At 42.3% G+C, this 24,917-nt stretch carries 24 protein-coding genes and 1 pseudogene; 15 read left to right on the top strand and 10 right to left on the bottom strand.

All coding sequences use genetic code 11. The features are described 5' to 3' along the window. Nucleotides 1-4: 4 nt before the first annotated feature. From ectA to EYW48_RS13060, 3 genes are all read right to left on the bottom strand, one after another. The gene (gene ectA / locus EYW48_RS13070; protein ID WP_176314010.1) at nt 5-571 is read right to left on the bottom strand and encodes a diaminobutyrate acetyltransferase; all 567 of its coding nucleotides are present in this window, start codon (nt 569-571) and stop codon (nt 5-7) included. A 425-nt stretch (nt 572-996) separates the two neighbouring features. Beyond that, the gene (locus EYW48_RS13065) at nt 997-1,488 is read right to left on the bottom strand and encodes a hypothetical protein (protein WP_168524252.1); all 492 of its coding nucleotides are present in this window, start codon (nt 1,486-1,488) and stop codon (nt 997-999) included. A gap of 40 nt (nt 1,489-1,528) precedes the next feature. Beyond that, nucleotides 1,529-2,041, bottom strand: a complete 513-nt coding sequence (locus EYW48_RS13060) for a nicotinate-nicotinamide nucleotide adenylyltransferase (RefSeq protein ID WP_176314011.1) — start codon at nt 2,039-2,041, stop codon at nt 1,529-1,531. Nucleotides 2,042-2,146: 105 nt separating this feature from the next. Here EYW48_RS13060 and nadE point away from each other — a divergent pair, with 105 nt between their 5' ends. Continuing rightward, nucleotides 2,147-2,977, top strand: coding sequence for an ammonia-dependent NAD(+) synthetase (gene nadE, locus EYW48_RS13055; protein WP_168524254.1), 831 nt, complete (start codon nt 2,147-2,149; stop codon nt 2,975-2,977). Nucleotides 2,978-3,070: 93 nt separating this feature from the next. Here nadE and EYW48_RS13050 read toward each other — a convergent pair whose 3' ends face one another. Then, complete coding sequence (locus EYW48_RS13050; RefSeq protein WP_053311070.1) at nt 3,071-3,532, bottom strand: TetR/AcrR family transcriptional regulator; 462 nt, start codon at nt 3,530-3,532, stop codon at nt 3,071-3,073. Nucleotides 3,533-4,029: 497 nt separating this feature from the next. On the opposite strand from EYW48_RS13050, the gene EYW48_RS13045 reads away from it, so the two are divergent. After that, nucleotides 4,030-4,332: a YfcZ/YiiS family protein gene (locus EYW48_RS13045; protein ID WP_053311071.1), complete on the top strand. Its 303-nt coding sequence runs from the start codon at nt 4,030-4,032 to the stop codon at nt 4,330-4,332. A gap of 131 nt (nt 4,333-4,463) precedes the next feature. Further along, a complete protein-coding gene (locus EYW48_RS13040) occupies nt 4,464-5,069 on the top strand; it encodes a hypothetical protein (RefSeq protein ID WP_168524255.1) in 606 nt (201 codons plus the stop codon). Between the two features lie 220 nt (nt 5,070-5,289). Here EYW48_RS13040 and EYW48_RS13035 read toward each other — a convergent pair whose 3' ends face one another. Next, nucleotides 5,290-6,396, bottom strand: a complete 1,107-nt coding sequence (locus EYW48_RS13035; RefSeq protein ID WP_277432519.1) for a 1-acyl-sn-glycerol-3-phosphate acyltransferase — start codon at nt 6,394-6,396, stop codon at nt 5,290-5,292. A gap of 176 nt (nt 6,397-6,572) precedes the next feature. Here EYW48_RS13035 and EYW48_RS13030 point away from each other — a divergent pair, with 176 nt between their 5' ends. Together EYW48_RS13030 and EYW48_RS13025 are read left to right on the top strand one after the other, a co-directional pair. Then, complete coding sequence (locus EYW48_RS13030; protein WP_168524257.1) at nt 6,573-7,181, top strand: hypothetical protein; 609 nt, start codon at nt 6,573-6,575, stop codon at nt 7,179-7,181. Between the two features lie 107 nt (nt 7,182-7,288). Continuing rightward, nucleotides 7,289-9,157 carry a methyl-accepting chemotaxis protein gene (locus EYW48_RS13025; protein WP_168524258.1) on the top strand — a complete coding sequence of 623 codons (1,869 nt, stop codon included), beginning with the start codon at nt 7,289-7,291 and terminating at the stop codon, nt 9,155-9,157. A gap of 93 nt (nt 9,158-9,250) precedes the next feature. Here the strand turns inward: EYW48_RS13025 and EYW48_RS13020 are convergent, their stop codons facing one another. Next, nucleotides 9,251-10,603, bottom strand: coding sequence for an alpha-amylase family protein (locus tag EYW48_RS13020; RefSeq protein ID WP_274699895.1), 1,353 nt, complete (start codon nt 10,601-10,603; stop codon nt 9,251-9,253). A 399-nt stretch (nt 10,604-11,002) separates the two neighbouring features. Between EYW48_RS13020 and EYW48_RS13015 the strand changes: the two genes are divergently transcribed. Continuing rightward, nucleotides 11,003-11,659, top strand: coding sequence for a DsbA family oxidoreductase (locus EYW48_RS13015; RefSeq protein ID WP_277432518.1), 657 nt, complete (start codon nt 11,003-11,005; stop codon nt 11,657-11,659). Between the two features lie 137 nt (nt 11,660-11,796). On the opposite strand, the gene EYW48_RS13010 is transcribed toward EYW48_RS13015, so the two are convergent. Together EYW48_RS13010 and EYW48_RS13005 are read right to left on the bottom strand one after the other, a co-directional pair. Next, the gene (locus EYW48_RS13010; RefSeq protein ID WP_053311078.1) at nt 11,797-11,997 is read right to left on the bottom strand and encodes a restriction endonuclease subunit S; all 201 of its coding nucleotides are present in this window, start codon (nt 11,995-11,997) and stop codon (nt 11,797-11,799) included. Between the two features lie 58 nt (nt 11,998-12,055). Continuing rightward, a complete protein-coding gene (locus tag EYW48_RS13005; protein ID WP_274672258.1) occupies nt 12,056-13,972 on the bottom strand; it encodes a methyl-accepting chemotaxis protein in 1,917 nt (638 codons plus the stop codon). A gap of 279 nt (nt 13,973-14,251) precedes the next feature. Here EYW48_RS13005 and EYW48_RS13000 point away from each other — a divergent pair, with 279 nt between their 5' ends. The 9 genes from EYW48_RS13000 to EYW48_RS12960 all read left to right on the top strand — a co-directional run bounded on the left by EYW48_RS13000 (nt 14,252) and on the right by EYW48_RS12960 (nt 23,813). Further along, nucleotides 14,252-15,208, top strand: coding sequence for a MoxR family ATPase (locus EYW48_RS13000; protein ID WP_277432517.1), 957 nt, complete (start codon nt 14,252-14,254; stop codon nt 15,206-15,208). A gap of 14 nt (nt 15,209-15,222) precedes the next feature. Then, nucleotides 15,223-16,191 carry a DUF58 domain-containing protein gene (locus EYW48_RS12995; protein WP_053311081.1) on the top strand — a complete coding sequence of 323 codons (969 nt, stop codon included), beginning with the start codon at nt 15,223-15,225 and terminating at the stop codon, nt 16,189-16,191. Continuing rightward, nucleotides 16,188-16,658, top strand: a complete 471-nt coding sequence (locus tag EYW48_RS12990) for a DUF4381 domain-containing protein (RefSeq protein WP_053311082.1) — start codon at nt 16,188-16,190, stop codon at nt 16,656-16,658. Before EYW48_RS12995 ends, EYW48_RS12990 begins: the two co-directional genes overlap by 4 nt. Before the next feature lie 7 nt (nt 16,659-16,665). Further along, nucleotides 16,666-17,634: a VWA domain-containing protein gene (locus EYW48_RS12985; protein ID WP_277432516.1), complete on the top strand. Its 969-nt coding sequence runs from the start codon at nt 16,666-16,668 to the stop codon at nt 17,632-17,634. Continuing rightward, the gene (locus tag EYW48_RS12980) at nt 17,627-19,504 is read left to right on the top strand and encodes a VWA domain-containing protein (RefSeq protein ID WP_277432515.1); all 1,878 of its coding nucleotides are present in this window, start codon (nt 17,627-17,629) and stop codon (nt 19,502-19,504) included. Before EYW48_RS12985 ends, EYW48_RS12980 begins: the two co-directional genes overlap by 8 nt. 2 nt (nt 19,505-19,506) lie before the next feature. Further along, on the top strand, nt 19,507-21,156 hold the full coding sequence (locus EYW48_RS12975) for a BatD family protein (RefSeq protein WP_217901822.1): 1,650 nt from the start codon (nt 19,507-19,509) through the stop codon (nt 21,154-21,156). Between the two features lie 75 nt (nt 21,157-21,231). Then, entirely contained in the window at nt 21,232-21,951 is a 720-nt protein-coding gene (locus tag EYW48_RS12970; RefSeq protein WP_168524265.1) for an SIMPL domain-containing protein, read from the top strand. Between the two features lie 98 nt (nt 21,952-22,049). Then, a complete protein-coding gene (locus EYW48_RS12965; RefSeq protein ID WP_053311087.1) occupies nt 22,050-22,529 on the top strand; it encodes a L,D-transpeptidase family protein in 480 nt (159 codons plus the stop codon). A gap of 291 nt (nt 22,530-22,820) precedes the next feature. Next, a complete protein-coding gene (locus EYW48_RS12960) occupies nt 22,821-23,813 on the top strand; it encodes a sensor domain-containing diguanylate cyclase (protein WP_277432514.1) in 993 nt (330 codons plus the stop codon). A gap of 34 nt (nt 23,814-23,847) precedes the next feature. On the opposite strand, the pseudogene EYW48_RS12955 reads toward EYW48_RS12960, so the two are convergent. Then, nucleotides 23,848-23,964, bottom strand: a pseudogene (locus tag EYW48_RS12955) (DUF3820 family protein); the annotation flags it as partial. Between the two features lie 67 nt (nt 23,965-24,031). Further along, nucleotides 24,032-24,478: an NUDIX pyrophosphatase gene (locus EYW48_RS12950; protein ID WP_114867254.1), complete on the bottom strand. Its 447-nt coding sequence runs from the start codon at nt 24,476-24,478 to the stop codon at nt 24,032-24,034. Between the last annotated feature and the right edge of the window lie 439 nt (nt 24,479-24,917).

Here is a 24,917-nt window from a genome sequence, read left to right as displayed (position 1 = left end):
GAAATTATCCTTCGTTTTTAGAGTGTTGTCTTAGCGGAATTCGGTAAAGGTATTCAGTCGCATGTTGGCCATTAAAATGTCGAGTCTGGTCGAGGAATGTTGAAACTTCGCCATGCTGGCCATACGCTTTATCAAGCTTCTTAAATAGACTCCATGATCCCTGATTATCTCGTGTGATTGTCGTTTCCAATGTGCTCACATCTTGCAGCGCATTCCTCTCTAAGAGTTCATTGAGCATTTGAAATGCAAGGCCAAGGCCACGTGCATCTGGGTGTACCGCAACTTGCCAAACAAACAGTTCATGTAAGTTATCGGGTTTTAAATACGCAGAAATAAAACCGACCACTTCACCATCTCGTTCAGCAACAATGCATGTATCTTGAAAATGAATCGCCTGTAAAAAATTGCAATAAGCCGAGTTTTCATCGAGTGGAGGAGACAGCGCAACCAAATCATGAACTTTTTGTCCATCAGCTTGGTTTGGTGTACGAAATGTCCATCTATCATCCTTCATGTGCATAATTTCAGGGTATGCGACCCAAGGTGCTGCTGTAATCATTGCTCGCCACATAAATAGTTAGAACTCTAATGAATTTTCTTTATACCTTAACAACACTAACGATAAATTCAACTATAAAATTCATAAAAAAGACCAAAGAAAAAATAACTTACTGTTTTAAAATAAGTTAAATAACATGACGAACAAAAATGACAGAACGAATTTACTTAGATGTGTAAATATATTTCAATTAAAAGGAATACTATGAAGTGAGAGCATTCGGATTTCTCTCCATTTCTCAGGCGGAGACCATCACTAGCGGAGAAAAATCGATTCAATAAGGTGGTAGCGGATAAGGGAGTGATCAGAAATAGCGTAGAGAAATGATTGAGTATTTAAACAAATTAGAATGAACTCATTTGCCGCATCCCTGCAGCTTCAAGTGGTTTGGGTATATGGGGCGAGTATTAACAAATGATAAGAAAAGTATTAAACAACTAGAAAGGAACTTCAATTTGCATCATTACGTCGAGATCGTAATCTTCATGCCAGCGATAATCAATACGCATACGAGGCTCGCCAATTTTCTTTTCACCAAACCCAAAGCTTATTTGAATACCATGGCTCATTAGCCATTCTTCGGTAGACATTTTACTCTTTTCTTCATGCAGCTCTTGAGGCATCCACACCCCAAAACCGATGTAGCTTGTCGCTAACTTTTGAGTGAAAATTGGATCATCGTCAGTTTTTAAAACCCAGTCAGACCAATATAAAGAATTTGTGGATTTATTATCATCCGTCAAACCGAGAGCCGAGAGTTGAGCCGAAGCATAGTCGATACCGTCCAGCATCGAAAAACAGATACCCGATGCCTGAAACATTACAGAACTGCTGGTGCCTTCTTCTAAAAATGAGTTTGAATAGAGATCGCATGCTTTCGTTACTGACGAAAACAAGATCAATACTAAAACGGCAACATTTAATTTCATTAACAACAACTACTCCGACCACTTTGAGATTGTGGATTTTCTAGTATAGGCGCCTTTGTTGCAAGATCATTTCCACAGACTTGGTTGTCAAACTACTAATATCAGAATTCTCTGACAGGTTATGCCGAATATCCGTACTTCTTATCGCCACTTTTTCAGGGCACGCCATCACCGACCAACGCTGTAAAATTTCCCGAGCCTTATAAAATTTGTCAAAATTAAACAAATTATCGGGGCCAATCACAAAAGTAATGTCAGCGTCAGGAAATTGTTTTTGCAGTAATGACAAAACCGCATAAGTCGTCACACTTTCACCAGGTTGCTGTAAATGCTCTTCAACTGTCGATCTTTTTACATTACTTAATGCTAAATCACTAATAAAAGCATCAATAAGTTCACAGCGGGTCTCATAATCTAGCATTGATTTACCCCAAGCGTGTGAAATGCTCGGCACCAGAAGCACCAAGTCAAAATGGCTTAAAGAATCAATCACACTTTTATGACCTAAGCTCGGCGGGTTAAAAGCACTTCCAAAGACAGCGATTTTTGTCATAGCAATCCTTATTCAACGTTGAAAACTACTTTCTCGGTTTTCTAATTTCGTGATTTAGGTATGATACACGAAAGATTTATTTTGCTTGCAGGAAAAGGAACTCTAATGGAAAAAATGATCCGTGATGAGATGCGCGTTCTCCCATCCATTGACCCAGCGTATGAAGTAGAACGCCGAGTCGACTTTATTAAACGTAAACTTGTTGAGTCTGGCTGCAAATCGCTCGTGCTCGGTATAAGTGGCGGTGTCGACTCAACCACATGTGGTCGTTTAGCTCAACTTGCGGTTACACAGCTAAACCAAGAACACAATGTTAATGACTACCAATTTATTGCCGTACGTTTGCCTTATGGCGAACAGAAAGATGAAGAGGAAGCACAAATTGCCCTTTCTTTCATTCAACCGACGCATTCTGTTTCCGTTAACATTAAAGCGGGAGTTGATGGTTTACATACAGCTTCTCTTGAGGCACTGCAAGGGACCAGTTTAGTTCCAACCGATGCGGCTAAAGTTGATTTCGTGAAAGGAAATGTCAAAGCACGTGCACGTATGGTTGCACAGTATGAAATTGCTGGTTTTGTTGGAGCCTTGGTTCTCGGTACCGATCACTCAGCCGAAAACATCACAGGTTTTTACACCAAATTTGGCGATGGCGCATGTGACCTTGCTCCTTTATTTGGCTTAAGTAAACGCCAAGTACGTGCCGTAGCAGCTCAATTGGGTGCTCCGCAATTATTAGTACAAAAGACACCCACAGCGGATCTAGAAGAGCTTGCACCTCAGAAAGCCGATGAAGATGCTTTAAACCTAACTTATGACCAAATTGATGATTTTCTTGAAGGTAAGCAGGTAGCGCAGCATGTCGTGGAGCGTCTAGTCGCTATCTATAAGATGACTCAGCATAAACGCCAACCGATCCCGACTATATACGATTAAGCCATTAATCGATTTGGCTACTCACCAAATTGGTAGCGTAAACAATAAAGCCAACCGAATGGTTGGCTTTATTGTTCGAATCTGAATGACAAATTATTGACTCATTTTGATCAATGATTTACCCACCAGCCATTCAAGCTCTCTTGCACTTTCGTTACCAAATTGTGCTGCCGTCGTTTTGTATAAGCGGTCAATACCATTTGCAGCGAATTCATCAGCACATTCGCTCGTGACAATGTGGTGAAAAAGCAATCGCAAAATAGCTAAAAACTGCGCATTATTTAATGCTGTGATCCAACTCTTTGAAAACTGAGCAAGATCATTTTCAAAATCTAAATATTCAACGAAAAGTTTGAAAATTCGACCATCTAACGCGGCCGTAAAATCCGTTTTCTTTGGAAAGTGATGGCTAATCCCTGTACGAGATACACCCGTTTGTTGACTCAAAGTGGTGTATGACATTTTGTCATAACCCAATCTCAATAGCTGATCAACAACAGCATCCATTATTTTTTGGATGGTGATTTCAGTATCTTCTTTACTACGCTTTGGCATGGTTTAAGCTCTTCTATTTATTAATCCATCAATTGTGATGATAGTGTTATTAAACGTCTCATCATTGCAGTGCATTTTCCCTGTCTAAAAATCGCACAAAAAAAATAGCAACGCCTATCCAGAGCATTTTGCTAAGTCATATCTGCTAGTTTGGTGTTACTTTCCTTTAGCAATCGCTAATAAAGTTAACCTACTCCGTAATATCAACCAGTAAACGAATGAATTAGGCGCAATTTATAATAGTAATAATTACATCAATCGCATAATCTAACAATCACTGCCAATTCGCAACGAACTCAACACTGTTCTGACAAAATAATGACACGAAAACCAGTGATTCTTTGACCGCCATCACACTCTATGGTTACATTATCTTTCAATATAGTTTCAAACCATCAACATGACGTACTGTTTTAATGTAGATATGTTCTGCTTTTTTGTAGCTAGTCGACCATTTGCTCGCTAGAATAACCACACACTAAATATGAGGATTCGAAATGAGTATCGAAAACGACGTAGATATCCAAGTCTGTGAAGCATGCGGCTGCGCTGGCGAAATTGGTTTTATTATCAAAGAAGGTGATGAAGTTGCAGAGGTCATGGTTATGGCTCCTAACAAGATTCAGCTTGAGGCCGAGTTTGAAAAATACTTAGCATTAGCCCAACAAGTATCAAGCAACGTTGAATATGAAGCATCTCCTATCGAGGAAAATTCAACTGAACTGCACGCGCGTTTTAAATTTGAAGTCAGTGCAGAAAAACTCATTTTCGAATTAAAGTCACGATCTTTGGCTCGCTAATTACGCCTTGATAATAATGACCAAAAGCGAGCAACTATCAGCTCGCTTTTTTCTCTTTGCACTAAACAGATATTGAAGCAAAGTAGCAATCGGCCGATACTGTTAGCAATTGTTTTGGATAAGTGGATGCTATGAACGGAATCCGGCTTTTATTTTTATTATTCACCCTCATTTTTTCCAGTTTTAGTTGGTCACAATCTTTGGATCAATACAAAATCCTCAACCACCTCGATAACTACGGTAATTTGGATTTACGTAATAAACCTTATACCTCCCTACCTGATGATCTCACGCTCAAAGGTAATTTAAACATAGCGAAAACTTCTATTCTGTCATTACCTAAGGCGCTAAACGTACAAGGTAGTTTAGATGCATCAAATAGCTTGTTAAAAAACGTCCCCAAGGGAACCACCATCCGTGGTTACGCCAATTTACTCGGTAGCCAAATCAAATCGTGGCCAGGAGGGATAAAGGTTGGTGGCTACATCAATTTCACCGATACTCAACTCGAGAAATTACCCGCTAATTTCAAAGTAAAAGGTGATCTCAGTGTCATTCGCACCCCATTAACCACCCTACCGGAAGGGCTAACAGTTGAAGGCAGTTTGTTTATTGGTGGGTCTAAAATAACAGAATTCCCAGACACCATGACCGTCAATGGAAATATCTACTTAGGGGGCAATGTTATCAGTAAGTGGCCAACTACTTTAACACTAGGTGGTGCTGTGGCACGTTAGTAAAAACATACGCAGAAACAAACAAGAAACAAGAAACAAGAAACAAGAAACAAACTATATACCCAAACCACTTGAAGTTGCAGGTAGGCGGCAAATGAGTTCATCCCCATGAGCATAGATAAACCATGTGATTGGGGTGAGCGAACATAGCCAACACCGCTGCAACTTCAAGTAGGAAAGTAAAATCACTCCTCTTTTCTATTAGGGCGTGTTGACCTAGTTACAACTGGTTTTTTGCTGGGTTTGCATAGCTATCGAGCAGATAACGTAGAGCCCCTTCTGGTATCTGAGTCAACTTACGCTCTAAGTGTGCTCGGACATCAGGGGTGATATCACTACTTTCCATACCCGCTGCTAATTTATTGATTGGAAATAGCTCATAGTTTGCGTGTATTTGGCGATCAATCTCTTGCGCGAGTGCATCTGGCGTCTCAAACGCTTGATCTATAACCTCACCAAACGCGACATGGACACGACCTTTCTCTCCAACGATCCCTTGAACGATGCTTTCAATATCTTCAAACTCACCTTTTTCATAGCGACCGCTAGAGGCTTTTTCGTACAATTCACACGCTTTTGCAATATCACAAGGATCATTCTCATAGGAAATCGCAACCGGCACGATCCTCAGAGACTGAATGTAGCTGGCAAAATCAATTTTCTGCTTACGTCCTTCAACATGAAACATTTTCAAAATGGCGGGATCAGTGAAATCATTGCCATCTTTAGCTCGACCTTCTTTTTGAGCTATCCATATCGAATTACCAGTATCCAAGGAATGCTTAATGTAGGCCGATAGTGTCCCTAATGCCTTCATCATTTCACGAGGCCCTTTCGCAGAACGTTTTACAATGAAGCTTTTATTTAACCTCATTAATTCTGTCGTGCAGGGTTTTTTCAATAGATTGTCACCAATAGCAATCCGCACCGTTTTGTGGCCAGAGGTATTAAGACCATAGTTAACCAACGCTGGGTCCATCGCGATATCGCGATGATTAGAGACAAATAAATAAGCCGTCTGCTTATCCAGTTTGTCCAAGCCACTAAAGGTAACCCCTTGGGTAGTCGATGCTAATGTTTTAGTTAAGTATTTCTTAACTTCCAACTGAATGGCTTCAACTGACTTTAACTTTGACCATTTAAATTTTAGATACACTTTCACAAACGGACTAAGCATTGATTTTAGCCAAGCAGAACGCTTATCAAATCGATGTTGCAAAATCGCTGCAATAAATTCTTCATCATTAATCAAGCGGTCAATCGCCGCCGGAATTTCATCGTCATTGTATGGACGGATGTCTACATAAGGATCAGTTGTGGTGGTCATATTTTTATACATCAAATAAAAAACTGGCTTATTCTACGCGTAGTTGGCGCAGCTCGCAGCTACAGTCGTAACAGATTCGTGAAGGTCAGACCAGACTTAGTGCAAATTAGTTCGTCTATTTGGCATTTTCTGTGAGACAAGGTACTCTTAGCGCCCCGAAATTGGTGAGAACAAACATGAACTACGCGATTCATTTTGAAACGTTACTGCAAGTAAACTTAGTCGTTACTCCTCGTAAAAAAGTCATCAAACACAGCTTAGTTCGAGTCACAAGTGGCTTGGCCTTGTGTAAATTGGGTAAACACGAGTATTCGATTGAAGCAGGACAAGCATTTTGGATACCTTTAGACTGTTTGTGCTCACTGACTTTTTTTCCAAACACGCAAATCCAAAGAGTAGATTTCTCGGCACGTCTTTGCGTACCGTTTCCACATCAAGCCGGCTACGTAACGCTTTCGGAGCTAAGTTTAGCTGCCATCGACAAGCTAAACCAGTGCAAGCAAAATGACGAGATTTACACTCACCTACTGCAAGTGCTTAAACTGGAAATTGCCCAACTTAAGCCAAAAATTGAACTGAATCGTTTAAGTCATGATATTTCGACATGGCAACCACACAAAGAGAGCCACTTATCGGCAGAATGCCAAATGGTGTTAAGGGTACGCGAGGCTCAAAAACGCAAGCTATCTGGTACTAAAATATCACAGATCATTAGCGAACTATTTAATGATGACATGCAACAATATCATCAGCTTTTTTCTTTAGTACTAGGCGAAAAAGGATAAATTTACCAACTAAAGTTCGCGCTTTTACTGGCTGAATGTCTAATCCCTAACTATACATTTACTAATAATATTTTTATTACTAGATCATTAGATAGAAGGGACTGACTATGAAATTCAGCCACAAGATTGTTGCTGCGTCCTCATTACTATTACTCGCCACCGTAACTTTGCTTACTACACAGCAATATTTAACCGTTCAGGAAGAAATAAAATCCCAAGTAGAAGCAAGTGTAACGGAAATCGTTGATGGGGTTCGTAATACTGCAGGAGCTGAGATTAATAGCCGCAAAGCTATTGCCGCCTATTCAACCAGTATGCTTGAAGTGGATTTATCACCTAACAGTATCTCCAATGTAATTACTCGGCCTGTGGTTAAAAACACCTTCCTGCTTGCTGGTATCGGCTTTGAAAAAGATGGCTCCTACATCAGTAATGACCCATCGTGGAACCCCGGCTCCAGTTGGAACCCACGTATTAGGCCCTGGTACATCGATGCCAAAAATGCAGATAAACTCATCATTACCGCCCCTTATGCCGACTCTGCGACGAATGAAATTTTGGTCTCTATTGCTACCCCGGTAAAAGACAATGGCAAATTTATTGGTGCCATCTTTTACGATGTGAGCTTGGCAGGTCTGGCTGAACTGGTGAATACCGTCAAACTGTTTGATGCTGGTTATGTGTTTATTGTATCTGGAGATGGAACCACCATTGCTCACCCTAAAAAAGAGTTCAATGGTAAACCAATGAAAGATTACTTAGGTGGGACACCTTTGGTAGAAAAACCTCAGCAAGCTGTAATCAATGATAAAACTTACACTGTCGATTTTTCTAAAGTACCTGGTGAAAATTGGTATGTAGGTGTGGTTCTTGATGAGGAGATAGCTTATGCCTCATTAACTAAACTCCGTAACAGTTCAATTATCTATACCTTGATAGCGCTAGTGCTCAGCATTGCGTTACTCTTAGTACTGATTCGCATATTGATGCGTCCGCTCGATGCGCTCAATGAGGCAATACAAAATGTGGCTTCGGGTAACGGAGATTTAACTCAACGCCTTGCAACCGATACTGACCAAGAATTCTCTGTTTTAGCGGTCGGATTTAATACCTTTACTGAAACTCTGCAACAACGACTGATACAGTCAAAAGCCATTGGTTCAGAAATTCTAAGAGGCTCTGAAATAACCTCGATTGGCTTGCAAGAATCGGCTGAAGCGATGCGTGATCAACTGCATGAGTTAGAGCAACTTGCTACCGCCATGCATGAAATGGCAACCACATCCGGTGATGTTGCTAATAATGCCCAAGGTGCAGCATCAGCAGCCAAAGATGCCGATGATGCAACGCAAATCGGTACCAATGTTGTAGCTCAAACAACTCGGGCTATTGATAACCTATCCGCTCGTATTGATGAGGCAGTAACCGAAGTGAGTGCTTTGGAAGGTGCAACATCAAACATTGAAACGATTTTAAAAGTGATCAACGACATTGCGGATCAAACCAACTTATTGGCATTGAATGCGGCTATTGAGGCAGCTCGTGCTGGAGATTCAGGTCGCGGCTTTGCTGTGGTAGCGGATGAGGTTCGAACGCTTGCCCAGCGAACTCAACAGTCAACCACCGAAATTCGTAATATGATTGAAAAACTGCAATCAAGTGCCACCTCCGTTGCAAGTGCTATGAATCACAGTAAGAATACGGCTGGCGAGGCGGTAAATAGTGCACAAGAAGCTAACGAAGCGCTACTGCAGATTCGAAATGCAATCCAGCAAATCAGTGATATGAATATTCAAATCGCTTCTGCCGCTGAAGAGCAGAGTCTAGTTGCCGAGGAGATAAACAATAATACAGTGAAAATTAAAGATCTTTCTGTTCAAGTCGCAGATGCAGCTGACAGCGCTAACATCGCGATGCAGTCTCAAACCGAGAATATTCGCGAGCAGGATGCCATTTTGAATAAATTTACGGTGTAATTGTTCATATTGAAACTCATCGCTTAGCACTAAATGAGTTTATTAGATAATGGCGCAAAATCTGCGCCATTGTTTGATGAGAAAGATAAATCGCTATTTAGCCCACAGCATACAACTTGAGCGGCCAACCATTTCAATCTTAATGTTTTTCTCTTTTGGAACAAACACCTGCTGCGATAGAAGATCTATCATCGAACTGTCCCACTTAATTTCGACGGTTTGATTACGCAGTGACTTATTCAATACCACTAAGCCTTGATCGCCCCGACTGAACACCAGAAGATCATCATTCGCTTCTAGCGTTTTCATCGGTAGCCCATGCATTTTATTGTGAAATGCAATTCTCGCGGCCATCAAGGGTGTACACCACGCATCTTGCCAACGTGGCAGACCTTGCTTGTTGAGGATACCACTGGTGTTTAAATCAGTATAAATCAAAGGCACGCCACCATCTCGTCCAAGAACGTAGCTATAAGCGAGATCTTCTGAGGCTTCATCCATCACCGAGTCTAAAAACACGTCGTTGTTCGGTATATCATGAGTGATGGCAAACGTAATCGCGCGGCTGTTAGACAGTGCTTGTCCAAAACAATATGGGTCAATGAGCCACTTCAGGCTACCTTTCTTTTGCAGCGCATCAAACACCGTTTGAAACAGCGGAAAATCATAAGCACCCAGCGTAGTTTCCTTTAAATAAGGCTCTAAGAAGATCTGGTATTCTTCTTTTGTTGCGCCGCCATCGGTAATGATTTCACCAAAAATATGCATATCTTGCGTAATGCCATCAACCCACACTTTTTTCAGATGTTCAATGGACATATGTTTTGCCGCATCGATCCTAAAACCTTTTACACCCAGCTCTTTTAAGGCTCTTAAATAAGCTTGCTGCTGAGACACCACATGATCATTGTCTCGCAGAGTCGGTAAACCAGGGTCGTGCGCTCCGCCAGTAATGCGCCCATGCTGAACTTGCCAACGGTCTTTCCAATCTTTAATGCCAAAAGCTTCAACAAAATCATCTTCGTCAAATAACGGCTCTTGCAAGTCACCAAATAGACGTATTTTTTGATAATACTCGTGCTTCTGTTGGTAAAGCGTTAGCTCTTGGTTACTTGGATACTGTAGATCTAATCGCAGCTTCGATTCATTTGCCATGTGATTAAACACTACATCGACATAGGCTCGTAATCCATGCTCGGCTAGAGCTGCAAGCATCGCTTTAAAGTCATCGGTATCTCCCAGTTGGTTATCAATGACACGATAATCTTGTGGCTGGTAACGCTGCCACCACTGAGTACCTTGATCGTTTTTCAACGACTTCATGGCAGGAGAAACTAATACCGTTTTATAGCCTAGTTTAAAAATCTGCTCTGCACGCTCTGCCACTAGGCGATATGGCCAGTCAAACGCATGCAAAATAACATCTGTTGATTGAACATTTGTCATACTTCTAATGTTCCTATTCGTCATGAACGATTTACAAGTTGAAAGAGGCCGAACCTCTCAATGCTTCACTTGCTTCCTTGAGCACGCATCAATATCGCGCATTAAACACTTGTTGAATTATAGGCAACCTAGACACCACGCCATCAGCCTTAATTGAATAAATTTTGTATGAGATAGAAGGCGTAGAGCAAGATGAAATTGCGCCTAACGAGATACTGACAAGATTACTTTCCCTAGATCAACCAAGATAAGTAACACAGAAAGATGAAAGGATGGGTAAAACAAAACAGATGGAGTACTGATGTATTAACCCAAGAAGGCACCTAACATGTCACAGTTTATCCTGACAACCTAGCTATAATTGGATAAGGCTATTGTGCAAATACACTAGAGGGAACTATGAAAAAGCTACGTATTGATATCGTTTCTGATGTTGTTTGCCCATGGTGCATTATTGGTTACAAACGACTAGAACACGCCTTATTGGCGGTAAGTGATACCATTGATGCCGATATTCACTGGCATCCGTTCGAACTTAATCCTGCAATGCTAACCAATGGTGAAAACTTAAAAGAGCATATTGCTAAGAAATACGGAACATCAGCAGATGCAAGCCTACAAGCGCGCCAGACACTTACCAAACTTGGCAAAGAAGTAGGCTTTGAATTCAATTTTAGTGACGATATGCGGGTATACAACACTCGTAAAGCACACAAGCTCCTGATGTGGGCAAACAGCCAAGGTAAACAACTTGAGTTAGCAATGGCGCTATTTCGTGCCTACTTTACTCTCGGACAAAATGTCGATGATGATAATGTACTGCTTGAAACCGTCAGCAACCTTGGCTTAGATAAGCAAATCTGCCAGGCAGTATTGAATGATGACTCCTGGGCAAAAACGGTTTCAGTCACAGAGCAACAATGGTTAGAAGCAGGGATTCAAGCGGTTCCAGCTTTGATAATAGAACAGCGTCATTTAATTTCAGGAGCGCAAACAGCAGAGATGCTTCAAAAAGTACTGCAAGACATTGCACAGCAGCTGCCGACAACGCATTAGCTCTAACCATCAAAAAGGGCACATACGTAGCGTTTGTGCCCTTTTTATATTTATACCCAAACGCCTTGAAGTTGCAGATAGACTAGTGTAGCCAACACTGCTACTGCTGCAAGTAGGAATGGGATGATAATGGTTTGTTAATGAACCGGTGTATCGGTATCAGCAAAGAACTGGCCAAAGTGTTTTTCAAGCACCTCTGGGGTTAATTTGCCATCCGCTTCCAACTGCTTCAATTCTGCCACTATCGCTTTTTGTTCTTCCAACGATGGTAGCTTAACTTCTGGTTCATCAGCTACTTGCTGAGATAGTTGCTCTAGCTCTTTTTCAAAATCGCTCATTGTACTTACCTAAAATTAACGCAATAAGGGGAAGTGTACCGATTTCCCCTTCATGATTCTAGAGCTTAAAGCTACCAACCATTTTGTCTAGACGACCAGAAAGATCGCGCAGTTCTTGGCTCGCTTCTGCAAGTTCTTCTGCGGTACTGGTCGTCACCTCATTGATAGAGTTGATCTCTTCAATATTTTGGTTAATGGTATGAACCACAGTTGATTGCTCTTCAGTTGCGGTTGCAACTTGTGTGTTACGATCCGAAATATCATGGATACGATCAGATATGTTAACCAATACATTCACCGCTTCATCAGAGGCGGATACACCTTCTTGCGTCACTACCTTACCTGATGCCATCGCCGTTACCGCATCTTTTGCATCATTTTGTAACTGGTTAATCATCTTCTGGATCTCTTCCGTTGAGGAAGCAGTACGGCTTGCTAAGTTACGAACTTCATCAGCAACCACAGCAAAACCGCGCCCTTGTTCACCCGCACGTGCCGCTTCGATCGCCGCGTTCAATGCTAGCAAGTTCGTTTGATCCGAGATATCACGGATAACATCCAAAATTGATCCGATATCTTGCGTGGTTGACGCTAGTTGCTCAACGACCTTACCAGTATTTTCAATATCTGCCGCCAAGCGACTGATCGCATCTTTGGCTTTATTGACAACGGCACGCCCTTCATCGGTATTACCAGAAGCTTGATTCGCCGTTTCAGCAGCCGTCGCTGCGTTAGAAGCAATTTCACTAATGGTCGCGCCCATTTGGTTGATCGCGGCAACAACTTGAATCGTTTGATCGCGTTGCTCTTGGCTGTTGTTGTGAGTTCGGTTTGATTTTTCAGAGACACTTTCCGCTGCCGATTGAAGAGCATGACTTGTTGACGCTACTTCTTTCATCGATTGGTGGATTTTCTCAATAAAACCATTAAAGCCAGTAGAAAGCTGAGCTATCTCATCATTACCTTTCACTTCAATACGTTGAGATAAATCACCGTCACCTTTACCTAAATCGGTAAAACGTTGAGCAATCTGCTTGATTGGGTTGGCAATACTGTTGGCTAAGAAGATACCCATAAAGATGAAAATAGCTGCAACAATCAGTGTTGTGAACAGCATTTTTTGCGCCACAGCTGTCAGGTCGGCAAACACTTCAGCAACAGGCACCGAACCAATAACAAACCAATCCATTGATTTAACATAAGCGCTAGCCACAAACACTTCTTGGCCTTCATAAGTTGCCGTAATGAGGTTAAAGCTGCCTCTGTTCAATAATTGACTGGCTTGTGAACCATAGAGCTGAGTCAACGACGAGCTGGCTTTATCCTTACGCTGATGGATTTGCACACTACCTTTTGCGTCAGTCAAAAAGACAAAACCCGAATCCTCGATTTTAAAACCATTGAGTAAGTTGACCATGTCGTCCATCGATTTAGACAAACCAGACATAGTATCGCCACTCACATTTTGATAGTTAGCGAACATTTTAACCTCACCAGAGGACTCTTGAAACATACTCACCATAGTCTGTTGACCTGACTGAGTAAAACCGAAGAACCAACCATCCTGTTGTTGATTTAACTGACGCAGGAAACCATTCTGGTTCCAATAATAAGCCGTTTTCCGGTTTGCCACTGAAGCATCATTCAATGAGTACTGATTACGCACATTGTTAAGCTGTTTAACCAACATCGCTTCTGTCACAGCATCAAGTTCTGTCTGCTGAACCGCTTGTTTAATAAATTCATTATTGGCGAGTTGTTCTGCAGAAAATAGTAGTTGAGAAACCTCACGATCAATCTGACTACTAATTTGTTCAAGCATCGTAGGTAGTTCGATGTCGATTAAGCGATGCTCTAACACTTCACGGGCTTGGCGCTGCGCCATAACCCCGACAATAATGGTTGAAGCTAGTACAGCAAAGGTAATGCCTATCACCACCTTCTTTTTAATACTCATTGAATTCAATTGGAACATCATTTCTGCCCTTAATTAATGGCTAATTGGGAATAACTGTTACTTATCGCCCGCGTAGGAATTTTCTTGATATTTTTATTGATAAAAACTTATGCGCAAGCATTACCTTTGGAAATGGATAATTGGCCCCCATAATGATAGACGAATATGGCATGATTGCTGAGCTTAGACTAAGTAATCGCTCAACAATTAACCGAACAGTCCGTACTTCACACTTTTAACGGAACTTTTTTAGAAGATAATTCACTAACTGTTCAAAAATTGGGAGAACCAAACCTTATGCAGTCGCTTGCTTTTCAGTCTTTACAACAGCATTTAAACCAACAAGTTATTGGTCAGCAATCGTTAGTAAAACAGTTGCTCGTCGCACTTCTTGCCGATGGGCACATTCTGGTCGAAGGGCCTCCTGGTTTAGCAAAAACACGAGCGGTTAAATCCTTAGCAGACTGCATAGAAGGCGACTTTCATCGCATCCAATTCACACCAGATTTGTTACCTGCGGATCTCACGGGTACAGATATCTTCCGCCCTGAAACAGGCGAGTTTATCTTTCAAGCAGGGCCAATTTTTAACTCTCTGGTCTTAGCCGATGAAATCAACCGCGCACCAGCTAAAGTACAAGCAGCAATGCTAGAAGCCATGGCAGAGAAGCAAATTACCGCAGGTAGAAAAACTTACCCACTGCCTGAACTCTTTTTAGTAATGGCAACACAAAACCCGATTGAGCAAGAAGGAACTTACCCTCTTCCAGAGGCGCAGCTTGACCGCTTCTTACTGCACTTAAATGTTGGCTACCCAGATGCTGAAAATGAACTCGCTATTTTACGCTTAAATCGTGGTGAAGCACAGGGTATCGAACAAACCGCACCGCCTAAATTAACGCAAAACGATATTTTTGCTGCTCGTCAGGAAGTACTGAATATTCATATGGCAGAGCCGATCGAGCAATATATCGTGCGATTAGTGATGGCTACTCGCCAGCCAGAAAGCTATGACGCGAAACTGGCACAATGGATAGAACTAGGAGTGAGTCCACGCGCGACCATTGCTCTTGATCGCTGCGCCCGCGCGCACGCTTGGCTGAGCGGCCGAGATTTTGTCAGCCCTGAAGATGTTCAAGCGATGGTCTTTCCTGTATTACGTCACCGACTGTTACTGACCTACCAAGCACAAGCTGAAGGAATCCATCCAAACCAAGTGATCTCCCACTTACTTTCATTGGTTGGCAGTGCCTAGCACTAAGGTTTTGTATGCCTCACTCACAGACAAAACATCGTTCTCAGGTCAAAAACACCGACCTGCCAGAATTTAGCAACGGCGTCAGTTTGTCGCTTGAAGAGCTGCTTCCATACAAGCAGCAAGCGATACATTGGTTACCACCAGCGAAAAGCTTGTGGGCTCAATTACTTGGTCAGCATCAAAGTAAACAACTCGGTAGAGGCATGGACTTTGCCGAAGTACGCCAATATCAAGCGGGTGACGATATCCGGTCGATCGATTGGCGAGTCACTGCTCGCACTGGGAAACCTCATACTAAGTTATTCAGTGAAGAGCGGGAAAAACCCGTCATTTTATATGTTGACCTCAGTACATCGATGCAATTTGGCTCTCAGTTAATGCTGAAATCGGTACAAGCCGCGCATATGGCGAGCTTACTCAGTTGGCTAAGTGTGGCGAAAAATGACCGTGTAGGTGCCGTGATCGACACTGGAAATGCATTAGTTGAGTTAAAACCGACCAGTCGTCAAAAAGGTCCGTTGCAGTTGATTCAGCAATTAGTCACGATACAAAACCAGCAGCTCAGTAGTCTCACCTTAACCAAGCGGCATGCTCATTCAATGCACAATGGTTTGATGGCATTGAATCGTTTATGTCCTAAAGGCAGCGAAGTTATTTTAATCAGTGATTTTGTCCATTGTGATGAATCGCTAACACCACTACTCAACCAGTTGCATCGCCACAACCGTGTGCGAATGGTGCATATTTATGATCCACTCGAGCAAGGAGAGACCCAATTTCGTGGTTTAGAACGGGTAACCGATAACCAACAGACGAGCTGGCTCAACTTTTCGACAAATAGTACACGCTTAGGGTTAAAAAAAGCCTTTGAATCTCAAAAAGAAAAACTAAAATCATTGAGTCAATCTATGGCAATTTCTTATACCTCACTCTCTAGTGAGAAACCTTTGCTGCAACAACTATCCGGATATAAAGAATGAAGGAATCATCAACTGCTACACCTTTAGATTTAAGCGCCATGCAACTGCCAGAATTACCTTCTTGGTTTCCATTGGCTTGGGGCTGGTGGGCAAGTGCGGCTGGAGTGCTGCTTTGCCTGCTGATCATCGTGCTAGCGATTCGTTGGCGTCGTAAACGTCTTGCACCGAAAAAAACCGCGCTGCGTTTGCTTAATTCACAATTTAGCCATTTAACACCTTCATCTGCGATTGAGCTGCTTCGTCAAGCGGCTTTGTGTTATTACCCACGAATGGAAATCGCGCATTTAACCGGGAAAGAGTGGTATACCTTTTTAGATTCTCAAATTTCTGCCCCTCTTTTTGTTCCTAATGAAAACTTGTGGCAACAAGCTTTATACCAAAAGCAAAATACTGAACAGAACAAAGAACTGATTCAGCACTGCTATCAATGGGTAAATGATGCGTTGCCGCCAAAGAAACGGAGATAGCTAAACTTTGGCAAATATAGAGTTATTGTGGTGGTGGGCGTTATTGCTGCTACCACTACCACTGGTTATTTATCGATTCTTACCACCAGTAAAAGAAAGGGCAGCCATTCACCTGCCCTACCTTCCAAAACAAGATCAGATATCGTCACCACGCAATATCGCCATAAAAGCTACCGCCACCGCAATTTGGTGTTTGCTGATACTCGCTGTTGCCCGCCCAGTTTGGTATGGTGACCCTGTAACGACACAACCTAAGCACCGAGATTTAATGCTCGTGGTTGATCTCTCCTACTCCATGAGTCAAGAAGACATGCAGCAAGGTGGGCAATACATAGATCGTTTGACCGCGGTCAAAAATGTTCTATCTGATTTTATTCAAAAGCGCGAAGGCGACCGTCTTGGCTTAGTGCTATTTGCTGATCACGCTTATCTGCAAACACCATTGACCTTGGATAAAAACACGATTAGCGAGCAGTTAAACCAAGCAGTACTCAAATTAATTGGGACTCAAACTGCAATTGGTGAAGGCATTGGACTTGCCACCAAAACCTTTATTGATAGTGATGCTCCACAGCGAGTCATGATTCTACTTAGTGACGGCAGCAATACCTCGGGGGTTTTAGACCCATTGGAAGCCGCAAAGATTGCTAAAAAATACGACGCCACCATATACACCATTGGCGTTGGCGCTGGGGAAATGATGGTTAAAGAGTTTTTTATGACTCGCAAAGTAAACACAGCTCAAGATCTTGATGAAAAAACACTGACTGAGATTGCCAACATTACCGGTGGAAAATACTTTAGAGCGCGTAATAGCCAAGATCTCGCCAACATATACGACACCATTAACCAGCTAGAACCAATTAGCCAAGCCACTCAAACATGGCGTCCTCAAACTGAATGGTTTCGTTACCCGCTTTTGGCAGCACTTATGCTTTCTGTGATCTTGATCGTGCTGAGGAGAAACCATGTCTAATTTTGTTTTTCTCAATCCATTATGGCTATTGGCGCTTTTCCCTTTGGCGGCCATTTTACTGTGGTTGACTCTGCGCTCGAAGCAGCAGACCCTTATTGCCCCTCATTTGACCAAAGCGTTAGGCATAACAAACAACAAACGCCAATCGACAACGCTTTCCTTGATTAGTTTTTGCTGGCTACTCGCTGTCGTTGCACTTGCCGGACCTAGCTTTCAAACCGAAGCTCGCCCTAGTTACAGTAATAGCAATGCACGTGTACTGGTGATGGATATGTCAATGTCGATGTATGCGACTGATATTAAACCCAACCGTTTGACACAAAGCCGTTATAAGGCGCTCGACTTACTCGCTCACTGGAAAGAAGGCAGCACAGGGCTAGTCGCTTACGCCGGTGATGCATTTACCGTTAGCCCACTCACCAGTGACAGTGCAACTATTAATAACTTGTTGCCGAATCTTTCACCGGACATTATGCCCTATTTAGGATCCGATGCCGCCCGAGGCATTCAATTGGCGATAGAGATGATGACCCATGCAGGCCTTGCTCAAGGGGATATTGTTCTGCTCACCGACGATATTGACTCACAAGAACAAGATGAGATTGAAAAGCTACTTGCTGGGACCAATTGGAAACTGATTATTATGGGGATAGGAACTCAAGCAGGTGCCCCCATCGTATTGGCTGATGGCTCGATGCTTAAAAATGACGCTGGACAAACCGTGGTCGCTAAGACCAACTTTGCGAATATGCAATCCCTTAGCCAATCGGTGCAAGGTATCTTTACACCAATTCGTCTCGACAATAGCGATATCGATATCATTGCTCGTCTTACTCAAGCAGAAACCCCCAATGTTGGTGCTCAGAACAAACAAACCGTCGAAGACAGAGTGAATAATGGATACTGGTTACTCCTATTGCTTATTATTCCCTGCTTACTTTTATTTCGTCGTGGCTTTATTTTTTCCCTCGTCATCTTGTTTCTTCCGATGCTGCAAAGTCCAAATGCCGAAGCTTCGCCTTGGCTCAACCAAAACCAACAAGCAAAACAAGCCTTTGATAACGACGACTATCAAGGTGCCAGTGAGCAATTTACTGACTTAGAATGGAAAGGTATTGCCCAATATCAAGCCGGGGATTATGCAGCAGCGGTTAAGACGCTTTCTCAATTACCCAATACAGATGCCCGTTCTCAGTACAATCTCGCTAACGCTTACGCGCAAAATGGCGAGTTAGTAGAAGCCAAAAAACGTTATGAGCAAGTGCTACGCCAACAACCAGACCATGCTGATGCTCAGCACAACCTTGATGTTGTGACTAAAGCTTTACAGCAACAGCAACAGCAACAGTCTGAATCGCAGTCCAATAAGGATCAACAGCAAAACTCACAACAAAACCAAAACAGCGAACAAGATTCTTCCTCTCAGCCATCTGATAGCAACAACGCAGATAACCAGCCAAGCCAATCCCAAAATTCAAAGGGAGAGAGTGAGGAACAGCAAACGGCGCAAGACAACCTGCAGCAGTCTGCGGAACAATCGCCCGCAGACAGCAAGCCCAACACCGAAGCACAAAAATCTGAGCCATCTCAGCGCGAGAGCGAGCAGGAAAATGCAGACAATTCTCAATCTGCTGATGCCACTCAAACTCAAAACGCCGCAAGTGATGCAGAAAAGGAGCAACAATCTGTTGCGGCACAAGCGATGGAAGCTGATAGCAGCCAAACCATTGATCCAGAATTGCGAAAGTTAGAACAAGTGGAAAGCGCCCGTGACCCGAGCCGCTTGCTCAAAGCACAAATGTTCTTACAAGCGAAACAAAGAGAAGAAAGCCAAGTTCAACCTCCACAAAACAACGGTAAAAAGTGGTAATCATGAAACAAGTTAATCGTTCATTTTTTGCTGTCATCATCAGCTTATTCATTGCGCTGAATGCGTTTATCTCCACCGCCTATGCGACGACGCTTTTCGCAAGTGTCAGTAAAAATAAAGTCGTCAAAAATGAAGTCTTTCAGCTGCGAGTCGTAGCTGATGAAAAAGCGTCATCGGACGCGATTGATTTTAGTGTGCTAGAGAATGATTTCTTTCTGGGTCGTCCCAGTTTTGGTACCTCAATGAATATCATCAATGGGGACAGCAGCACCCGCAGTGAATGGAACGTTTCGCTGGCCGCGAATAAGCTCGGAATTATTACTATCCCAAGCTTCACTTTAAATGGAGCCAAAACGCAGCCCATTTCTATTCAGGTTGCCGCTGACACTCAAGAGCCTGAGCAGTCGGATTTGGTTGAAATGCAATCTCATTTAGAACGTAAAGAGCTTTATCCGAATGAAAGCACTTACCTTAATGCGCGCTTAATCATAAAAGCCGATCCTAGAAGGTTGCAAAACCCTCAAATTGCTGCTCCTTCAGCTCAAGGAGTTGAATTAAAGCCAGCCGGAGAAGCAAATCAATATCAAAGCGTATTGGATGGCATTGAAGTCACCGTGGTAGACCAAAAATTCCAAGTCACGGCAAAAGAATCTGGTAGCTTTACTGTATCGGGGCCTGCATTTAAAGGCGGCCTAGTTTATGGCAGCAACCAAACCGGCAATACCCGCCTGATCCAACTGGATGTCCCCGCCAAAACGTTCCCTTTAACCGTATTGCCTAAACCAGAAACTTACCAAGGTACGTGGCTACCAACATCTCAATTAACACTTGAGCAAACATGGCGTGATGCAAGCGGTAAAGTGACAACTGACTCCCCCTTCCACACGAAAGTAGGTGAATCATTAACACGTGAATTAGTGTTAACGGTCAAGGGGATCTCCCAAGAGCAGCTACCTAATTTAGCCATCAATTATCCTGACACCATACGTGTTTACGCAGAGAAACCGCAATTCACAACATTGGACAATGGCGACGTTAAAATGACGATCAAACAGGTGCTAATTCCGAATACGATCGGCAATATCCAACTTCCAGAAGTGAATGTCACCTGGTGGGACACTCAAAGCAAATCGCAAAAATATAGCAAAGCAAGTGCATTAACTTTGAATGTTGAGAAAGGAGAATGGCTTGATCAATCGTCAGCGACACCGATTACACCACAAAATGTGCAGACAGTGACCGTTAAAGATGCTGGATATTGGCCTTATTTTACCGCTTTCTTCGCCCTACTTTGGGTAGCAACCATGATCGTCGCTTGGGCATTTAGAAATCAATCCTCAGCTCCTACAACAAATGCATACTCGGATCTTAATCAAGAAGATAGCAATGAATACACTCTGCTAAAAAAAGCATTATCCCAAGGTGATGGCGTACAAATCAGTTACTGTTTGACGCAATGGCGCGCTGTCGTTCAACTAACCGAGGAAGAAAAAATAACATTGGATAACGAATTAAACGCACTCAACAAAACACTCTATACAACACAAGAAAGCCCTTGGGATCCTGGAAATTTAGAGAAACTGGTCACTCGTATTCAAAAGCAACAAGCTAAGCGCGCTAAAAATAAAGCGCAACCTCTTGCAAAACTCTAGCGTGCACTTCACGCTTTTAACGCAATGATACGCATATAATAAAGCGTCCCAAAGCCAACATAAGGAAACAGTGACATGCAAATTAAGAGTACATCCTCTGCATTAATTATGGGGTTAAGCGTGATCCTCGGGCTCGGTGTGCTAGGCTTTTTTGTTCAGCAAACTGCCATCAAGTATAAAGAATACGAACGCGTAGTCACTGTAAAGGGGCTCTCCGAAAGAGAATACCCTGCTGATACCGTCATCTGGCCTATTCAATTTACCGTAGCAGACAATGATTTACCGACCATGTTTTCCACCATCGAAAAACAAACCAAAATGGTGACAGATTTCTTAGCCACCCAAGGCATTGCAGACAACAACGTTTCTTTGTCTTCACCTGCTGTTATTGATAAAAAAGCGCAGCAATACGGTGGAGAAAACTCGGTTGAATTTCGCTATTTAGCCAATCAAACCATCACGGTTTACAGCAATCAAGTTGACTTAGTTCGCGCCGCCATCAACAAACTCGGAAACTTAGGCAAACAAGGTATCGTGTTCAATCAAGATCCTTACAACAACCGAGTCAATTACTCATTCTCAGGACTTAACGACATCAAGCCCGATATGATTGAAGAAGCGACCAAGCAAGCAAGAGAAGTGGCAGAGAAATTCGCCAAAGACTCACAAAGCTCGTTAGGGAAAATTAAAAGAGCCTCTCAAGGACAATTCAGTATTGTCGACCGAGATAACAACACGCCTCATATCAAAAAGATACGTGTGGTTTCAACGGTAGAATATTACCTATCAGATTGATAAAGCACCAACATAGGCCAAGAGGAAGACTAGAAATATCTGACTATTCGACACATAATAACGGATATTTCTATTACTTCTGACCATGCAGTATTTCTATGATACGAATGCTATACCTAATTTCGATACTGTCTTGGCCGCTTGTTAGCTACGCTGATGTTGATCTTGTCAAAGTCGATAAATCCAAACGTAGAATGTACCTACTTGATGGGCAAACCGTAGTTCAGGAATACCGAATTGCTTTAGGAAAAAATCCGCAGGGGCATAAGTTTAAAGAAGGCGATCAACGCACACCAGAAGGTCGCTATTATCTTGATTATATTAGTAATAATTCATCGTACTACCGCTCAGTCCACATTACCTATCCGAATCATCAAGATACCGTCCTAGCCATGCAATCAGGAGTAAATCCTGGTGGCGACATAAAAATTCACGGCTTAAAAAACGGCTTTCAAGCAAAGCCAGAATTCATTCAAAGCTTTGATTGGACTGATGGGTGTATTGCCATCACCAATGATCAAATGGATGATTTTCTCAGTCGAGTAAAATTAGGCACCCCCATAGTCATAGAATGGTAATGAATGCTCAAAATAATCATCCTCTATACCTAAACAACTTGAACTTAAAACTGCAATAAGAAATGTATAACAGCAAAGCAATGAAAGCCTTGCTATATTGATAGTTATGCTTTTATCCCCAGACAAATTGAAGTTCAGGTAGGTGGCAAGTGAATTCACCCCATGAGCATAGATAAACTATCTGGTTAGGTTAAACGAATGTAGCCTGCGCAGATGCAGCTTCAAGCAGGAAAGGGATAGAGCTTTTATTTTATGTATTGTTGGTAATAAATACCAAGGAGTAACTGATACATGGGCAGTGTAGAAAATGAAAGTAACTGTTTGAATATTATATTGAATGCTGTTCCAGACCATGTGTTTATTTTTTCTGAGTCCGGTGAATACCTCAATGTATTTGGCGGAGAAGATAATAACCTTGGCTTTGACTGTAAGAGCTTTATAGGTAAAACACTCTATGAAGTCATGTCTCATACCATGGCGCATCAGTGCCATCAATTCATAAAAAAGGCTTTAGAAGGTGAAGATTCACTCATTATTGAATACAGCTTTAATGAAGAGAATATGATCACCCTACCCGAAGATGTGACCATCAGTGACGAAGTATGGTTTCAAGGTATTATCAAACCTTTGCCTATGTTTTGCCTAAAAAGCAACCAACGCACAGTATTATGGACCGCACGCAATATAACCCACAGATACAACTTAGAAAAACAACTGAAAACATTAAGTGAAACGGATGAATTAACCGGTTTATTAAACCGGCGTGCTTTTATGAAGCTGCTTTCTCAAGATATTGAAAACCATCCTGCAACTAGCAGTAACACCTCATTACTAATGCTCGATATTGATCTATTCAAAGAGATTAATGATCACTTAGGCCACTTAGCGGGTGATTACGTTATTAAACACATTACTAACATTTGCAGTGAAATGATTCTTCACCCACATTACATCGGCAGAATTGGTGGTGAAGAGTTTGCCATTGTATTAACTGAAACGTCAGAGTGCCATGCCTATGACATAGCCGAGAAATTGAGAATCGCGATTCAAAATGCGCCTTGTGAGGTTGAAGGCTATATTGTGAACGTTACGGTAAGCATCGGCGTATCTCAGCTGTTTGAATCTGATAACTCTAGTATGCACATCCTTTCTCGAACCGACCGAGCTATGTATTACTCAAAACAACATGGCCGAAACAGAGTCACCATTTTTGACGATAAGGTAGCCAACCACGCCAAAAATAAAAGTGCACCAAAACAAATCAATTATAGAGCAGCCACTTAACAGATTTGCAACACACAGATATAAACCTGTTTAATTACATTCGCTTTAACGGCTTGACGACACTATCTAATCCTTCGATTTTTAGTGCTAAACATAACTTAAGCAACTCTCCCAGTTCAGCGCTTGGCCAACCGTTCTTGTCAAACCAAAGGAAAACAACTGTTTTGGGGAATTTCTATGCCTCTATCACTTCAACTTACAATTGGACAGATTCGATTTTAATTCTTCATTTGATGGGCTTTAAGTCGTTCGCTTAACTCCCATAAAGCTATTCGATTTGAATCATACTTGAGAAGTTCGCTCGCCTCAGTTGCGTTACACCAACGGAATTCAGTGTGTTCCGAAGATAACTGTGGCTCCCCCGAAACCTGCACTGAGAATGAGTATTCTGGTATCACATAAGGGTGATCGCTCCATTTTTCATGACCAGAATAAAACACTCTAGGTAACATGCACATAGAATCAAGTTGAACCCAGTCACTACCTGTTAACGACGTCTCTTCATACAATTCTCTTTTTGCGGCATCGAACAAAGACTCTTGATCTTCTCCACCACCAGAAATTGCCTGCCATTCACCATTGTCTGTACGGCAAGCAATCAAGAAGATAGGTTCTGAAATTTTAAATTTATATGGAAATATCAGAACCTGAAATGGTGCTCTCACTGCGTTGGTTCCACTGTTGTTGCGAATCAATAGATACTACAACCATTAGGAAAAGTTAGGCAATTCTCAGATTACATTATTCTCGGTTTTATTGCGCAAACGCGGAAAGGGGCAAATCTGAGCCGACGAAAAAGGCTGTTTCCTAATTGTGCAGCAGCTTGTTGCACAATTGCCAAGACAACTAAGCTAATCAGTCAACCTTATCGTTAAGGAAGTGCACCTAAACACGTTTCGGGGCAAAAATGAGCTAGCCACGATCGCTAGCTCGCTTCTGGACAAAGGTGAGTTACGAAGTGCCCACAGTGAAGGTTCTGGACAAAAGAGCGTTAGGTAAAAAGATTTACCACATAAGGCTCTGATTAGAAAAATTATCCTTTAATTGTTCATCCATCACCAAGTTAGTTGAGTTGAGACTAAGTATCTAACCTATCCCTGTATT

Source organism: Vibrio sp. 1180_3, from assembly GCF_029478545.1.
GTDB lineage: Bacteria > Pseudomonadota > Gammaproteobacteria > Enterobacterales > Vibrionaceae > Vibrio > Vibrio aestuarianus.
Note: the sequence above shows the minus strand (reverse complement) of the source record. Positions and strands in the feature narration are given on the sequence as shown.

What these genes read in the sequence shown, in the direction of transcription:
- ectA (WP_176314010.1), bottom strand. Translation starts at nt 571, where the DNA reads ATGTGGCGAGCAATGATTACAGCAGCACCTTGGGTCGCATACCCTGAA.
- EYW48_RS13065 (WP_168524252.1), bottom strand. Translation starts at nt 1,488, where the DNA reads ATGAAATTAAATGTTGCCGTTTTAGTATTGATCTTGTTTTCGTCAGTA.
- EYW48_RS13060 (WP_176314011.1), bottom strand. Translation starts at nt 2,041, where the DNA reads ATGACAAAAATCGCTGTCTTTGGAAGTGCTTTTAACCCGCCGAGCTTA.
- nadE (WP_168524254.1), top strand. Translation starts at nt 2,147, where the DNA reads ATGGAAAAAATGATCCGTGATGAGATGCGCGTTCTCCCATCCATTGAC.
- EYW48_RS13050 (WP_053311070.1), bottom strand. Translation starts at nt 3,532, where the DNA reads ATGCCAAAGCGTAGTAAAGAAGATACTGAAATCACCATCCAAAAAATA.
- EYW48_RS13045 (WP_053311071.1), top strand. Translation starts at nt 4,030, where the DNA reads ATGAGTATCGAAAACGACGTAGATATCCAAGTCTGTGAAGCATGCGGC.
- EYW48_RS13040 (WP_168524255.1), top strand. Translation starts at nt 4,464, where the DNA reads ATGAACGGAATCCGGCTTTTATTTTTATTATTCACCCTCATTTTTTCC.
- EYW48_RS13035 (WP_277432519.1), bottom strand. Translation starts at nt 6,396, where the DNA reads ATGACCACCACAACTGATCCTTATGTAGACATCCGTCCATACAATGAC.
- EYW48_RS13030 (WP_168524257.1), top strand. Translation starts at nt 6,573, where the DNA reads ATGAACTACGCGATTCATTTTGAAACGTTACTGCAAGTAAACTTAGTC.
- EYW48_RS13025 (WP_168524258.1), top strand. Translation starts at nt 7,289, where the DNA reads ATGAAATTCAGCCACAAGATTGTTGCTGCGTCCTCATTACTATTACTC.
- EYW48_RS13020 (WP_274699895.1), bottom strand. Translation starts at nt 10,603, where the DNA reads ATGACAAATGTTCAATCAACAGATGTTATTTTGCATGCGTTTGACTGG.
- EYW48_RS13015 (WP_277432518.1), top strand. Translation starts at nt 11,003, where the DNA reads ATGAAAAAGCTACGTATTGATATCGTTTCTGATGTTGTTTGCCCATGG.
- EYW48_RS13010 (WP_053311078.1), bottom strand. Translation starts at nt 11,997, where the DNA reads ATGAGCGATTTTGAAAAAGAGCTAGAGCAACTATCTCAGCAAGTAGCT.
- EYW48_RS13005 (WP_274672258.1), bottom strand. Translation starts at nt 13,972, where the DNA reads ATGTTCCAATTGAATTCAATGAGTATTAAAAAGAAGGTGGTGATAGGC.
- EYW48_RS13000 (WP_277432517.1), top strand. Translation starts at nt 14,252, where the DNA reads ATGCAGTCGCTTGCTTTTCAGTCTTTACAACAGCATTTAAACCAACAA.
- EYW48_RS12995 (WP_053311081.1), top strand. Translation starts at nt 15,223, where the DNA reads ATGCCTCACTCACAGACAAAACATCGTTCTCAGGTCAAAAACACCGAC.
- EYW48_RS12990 (WP_053311082.1), top strand. Translation starts at nt 16,188, where the DNA reads ATGAAGGAATCATCAACTGCTACACCTTTAGATTTAAGCGCCATGCAA.
- EYW48_RS12980 (WP_277432515.1), top strand. Translation starts at nt 17,627, where the DNA reads ATGTCTAATTTTGTTTTTCTCAATCCATTATGGCTATTGGCGCTTTTC.
- EYW48_RS12975 (WP_217901822.1), top strand. Translation starts at nt 19,507, where the DNA reads ATGAAACAAGTTAATCGTTCATTTTTTGCTGTCATCATCAGCTTATTC.
- EYW48_RS12970 (WP_168524265.1), top strand. Translation starts at nt 21,232, where the DNA reads ATGCAAATTAAGAGTACATCCTCTGCATTAATTATGGGGTTAAGCGTG.
- EYW48_RS12965 (WP_053311087.1), top strand. Translation starts at nt 22,050, where the DNA reads ATGATACGAATGCTATACCTAATTTCGATACTGTCTTGGCCGCTTGTT.
- EYW48_RS12960 (WP_277432514.1), top strand. Translation starts at nt 22,821, where the DNA reads ATGGGCAGTGTAGAAAATGAAAGTAACTGTTTGAATATTATATTGAAT.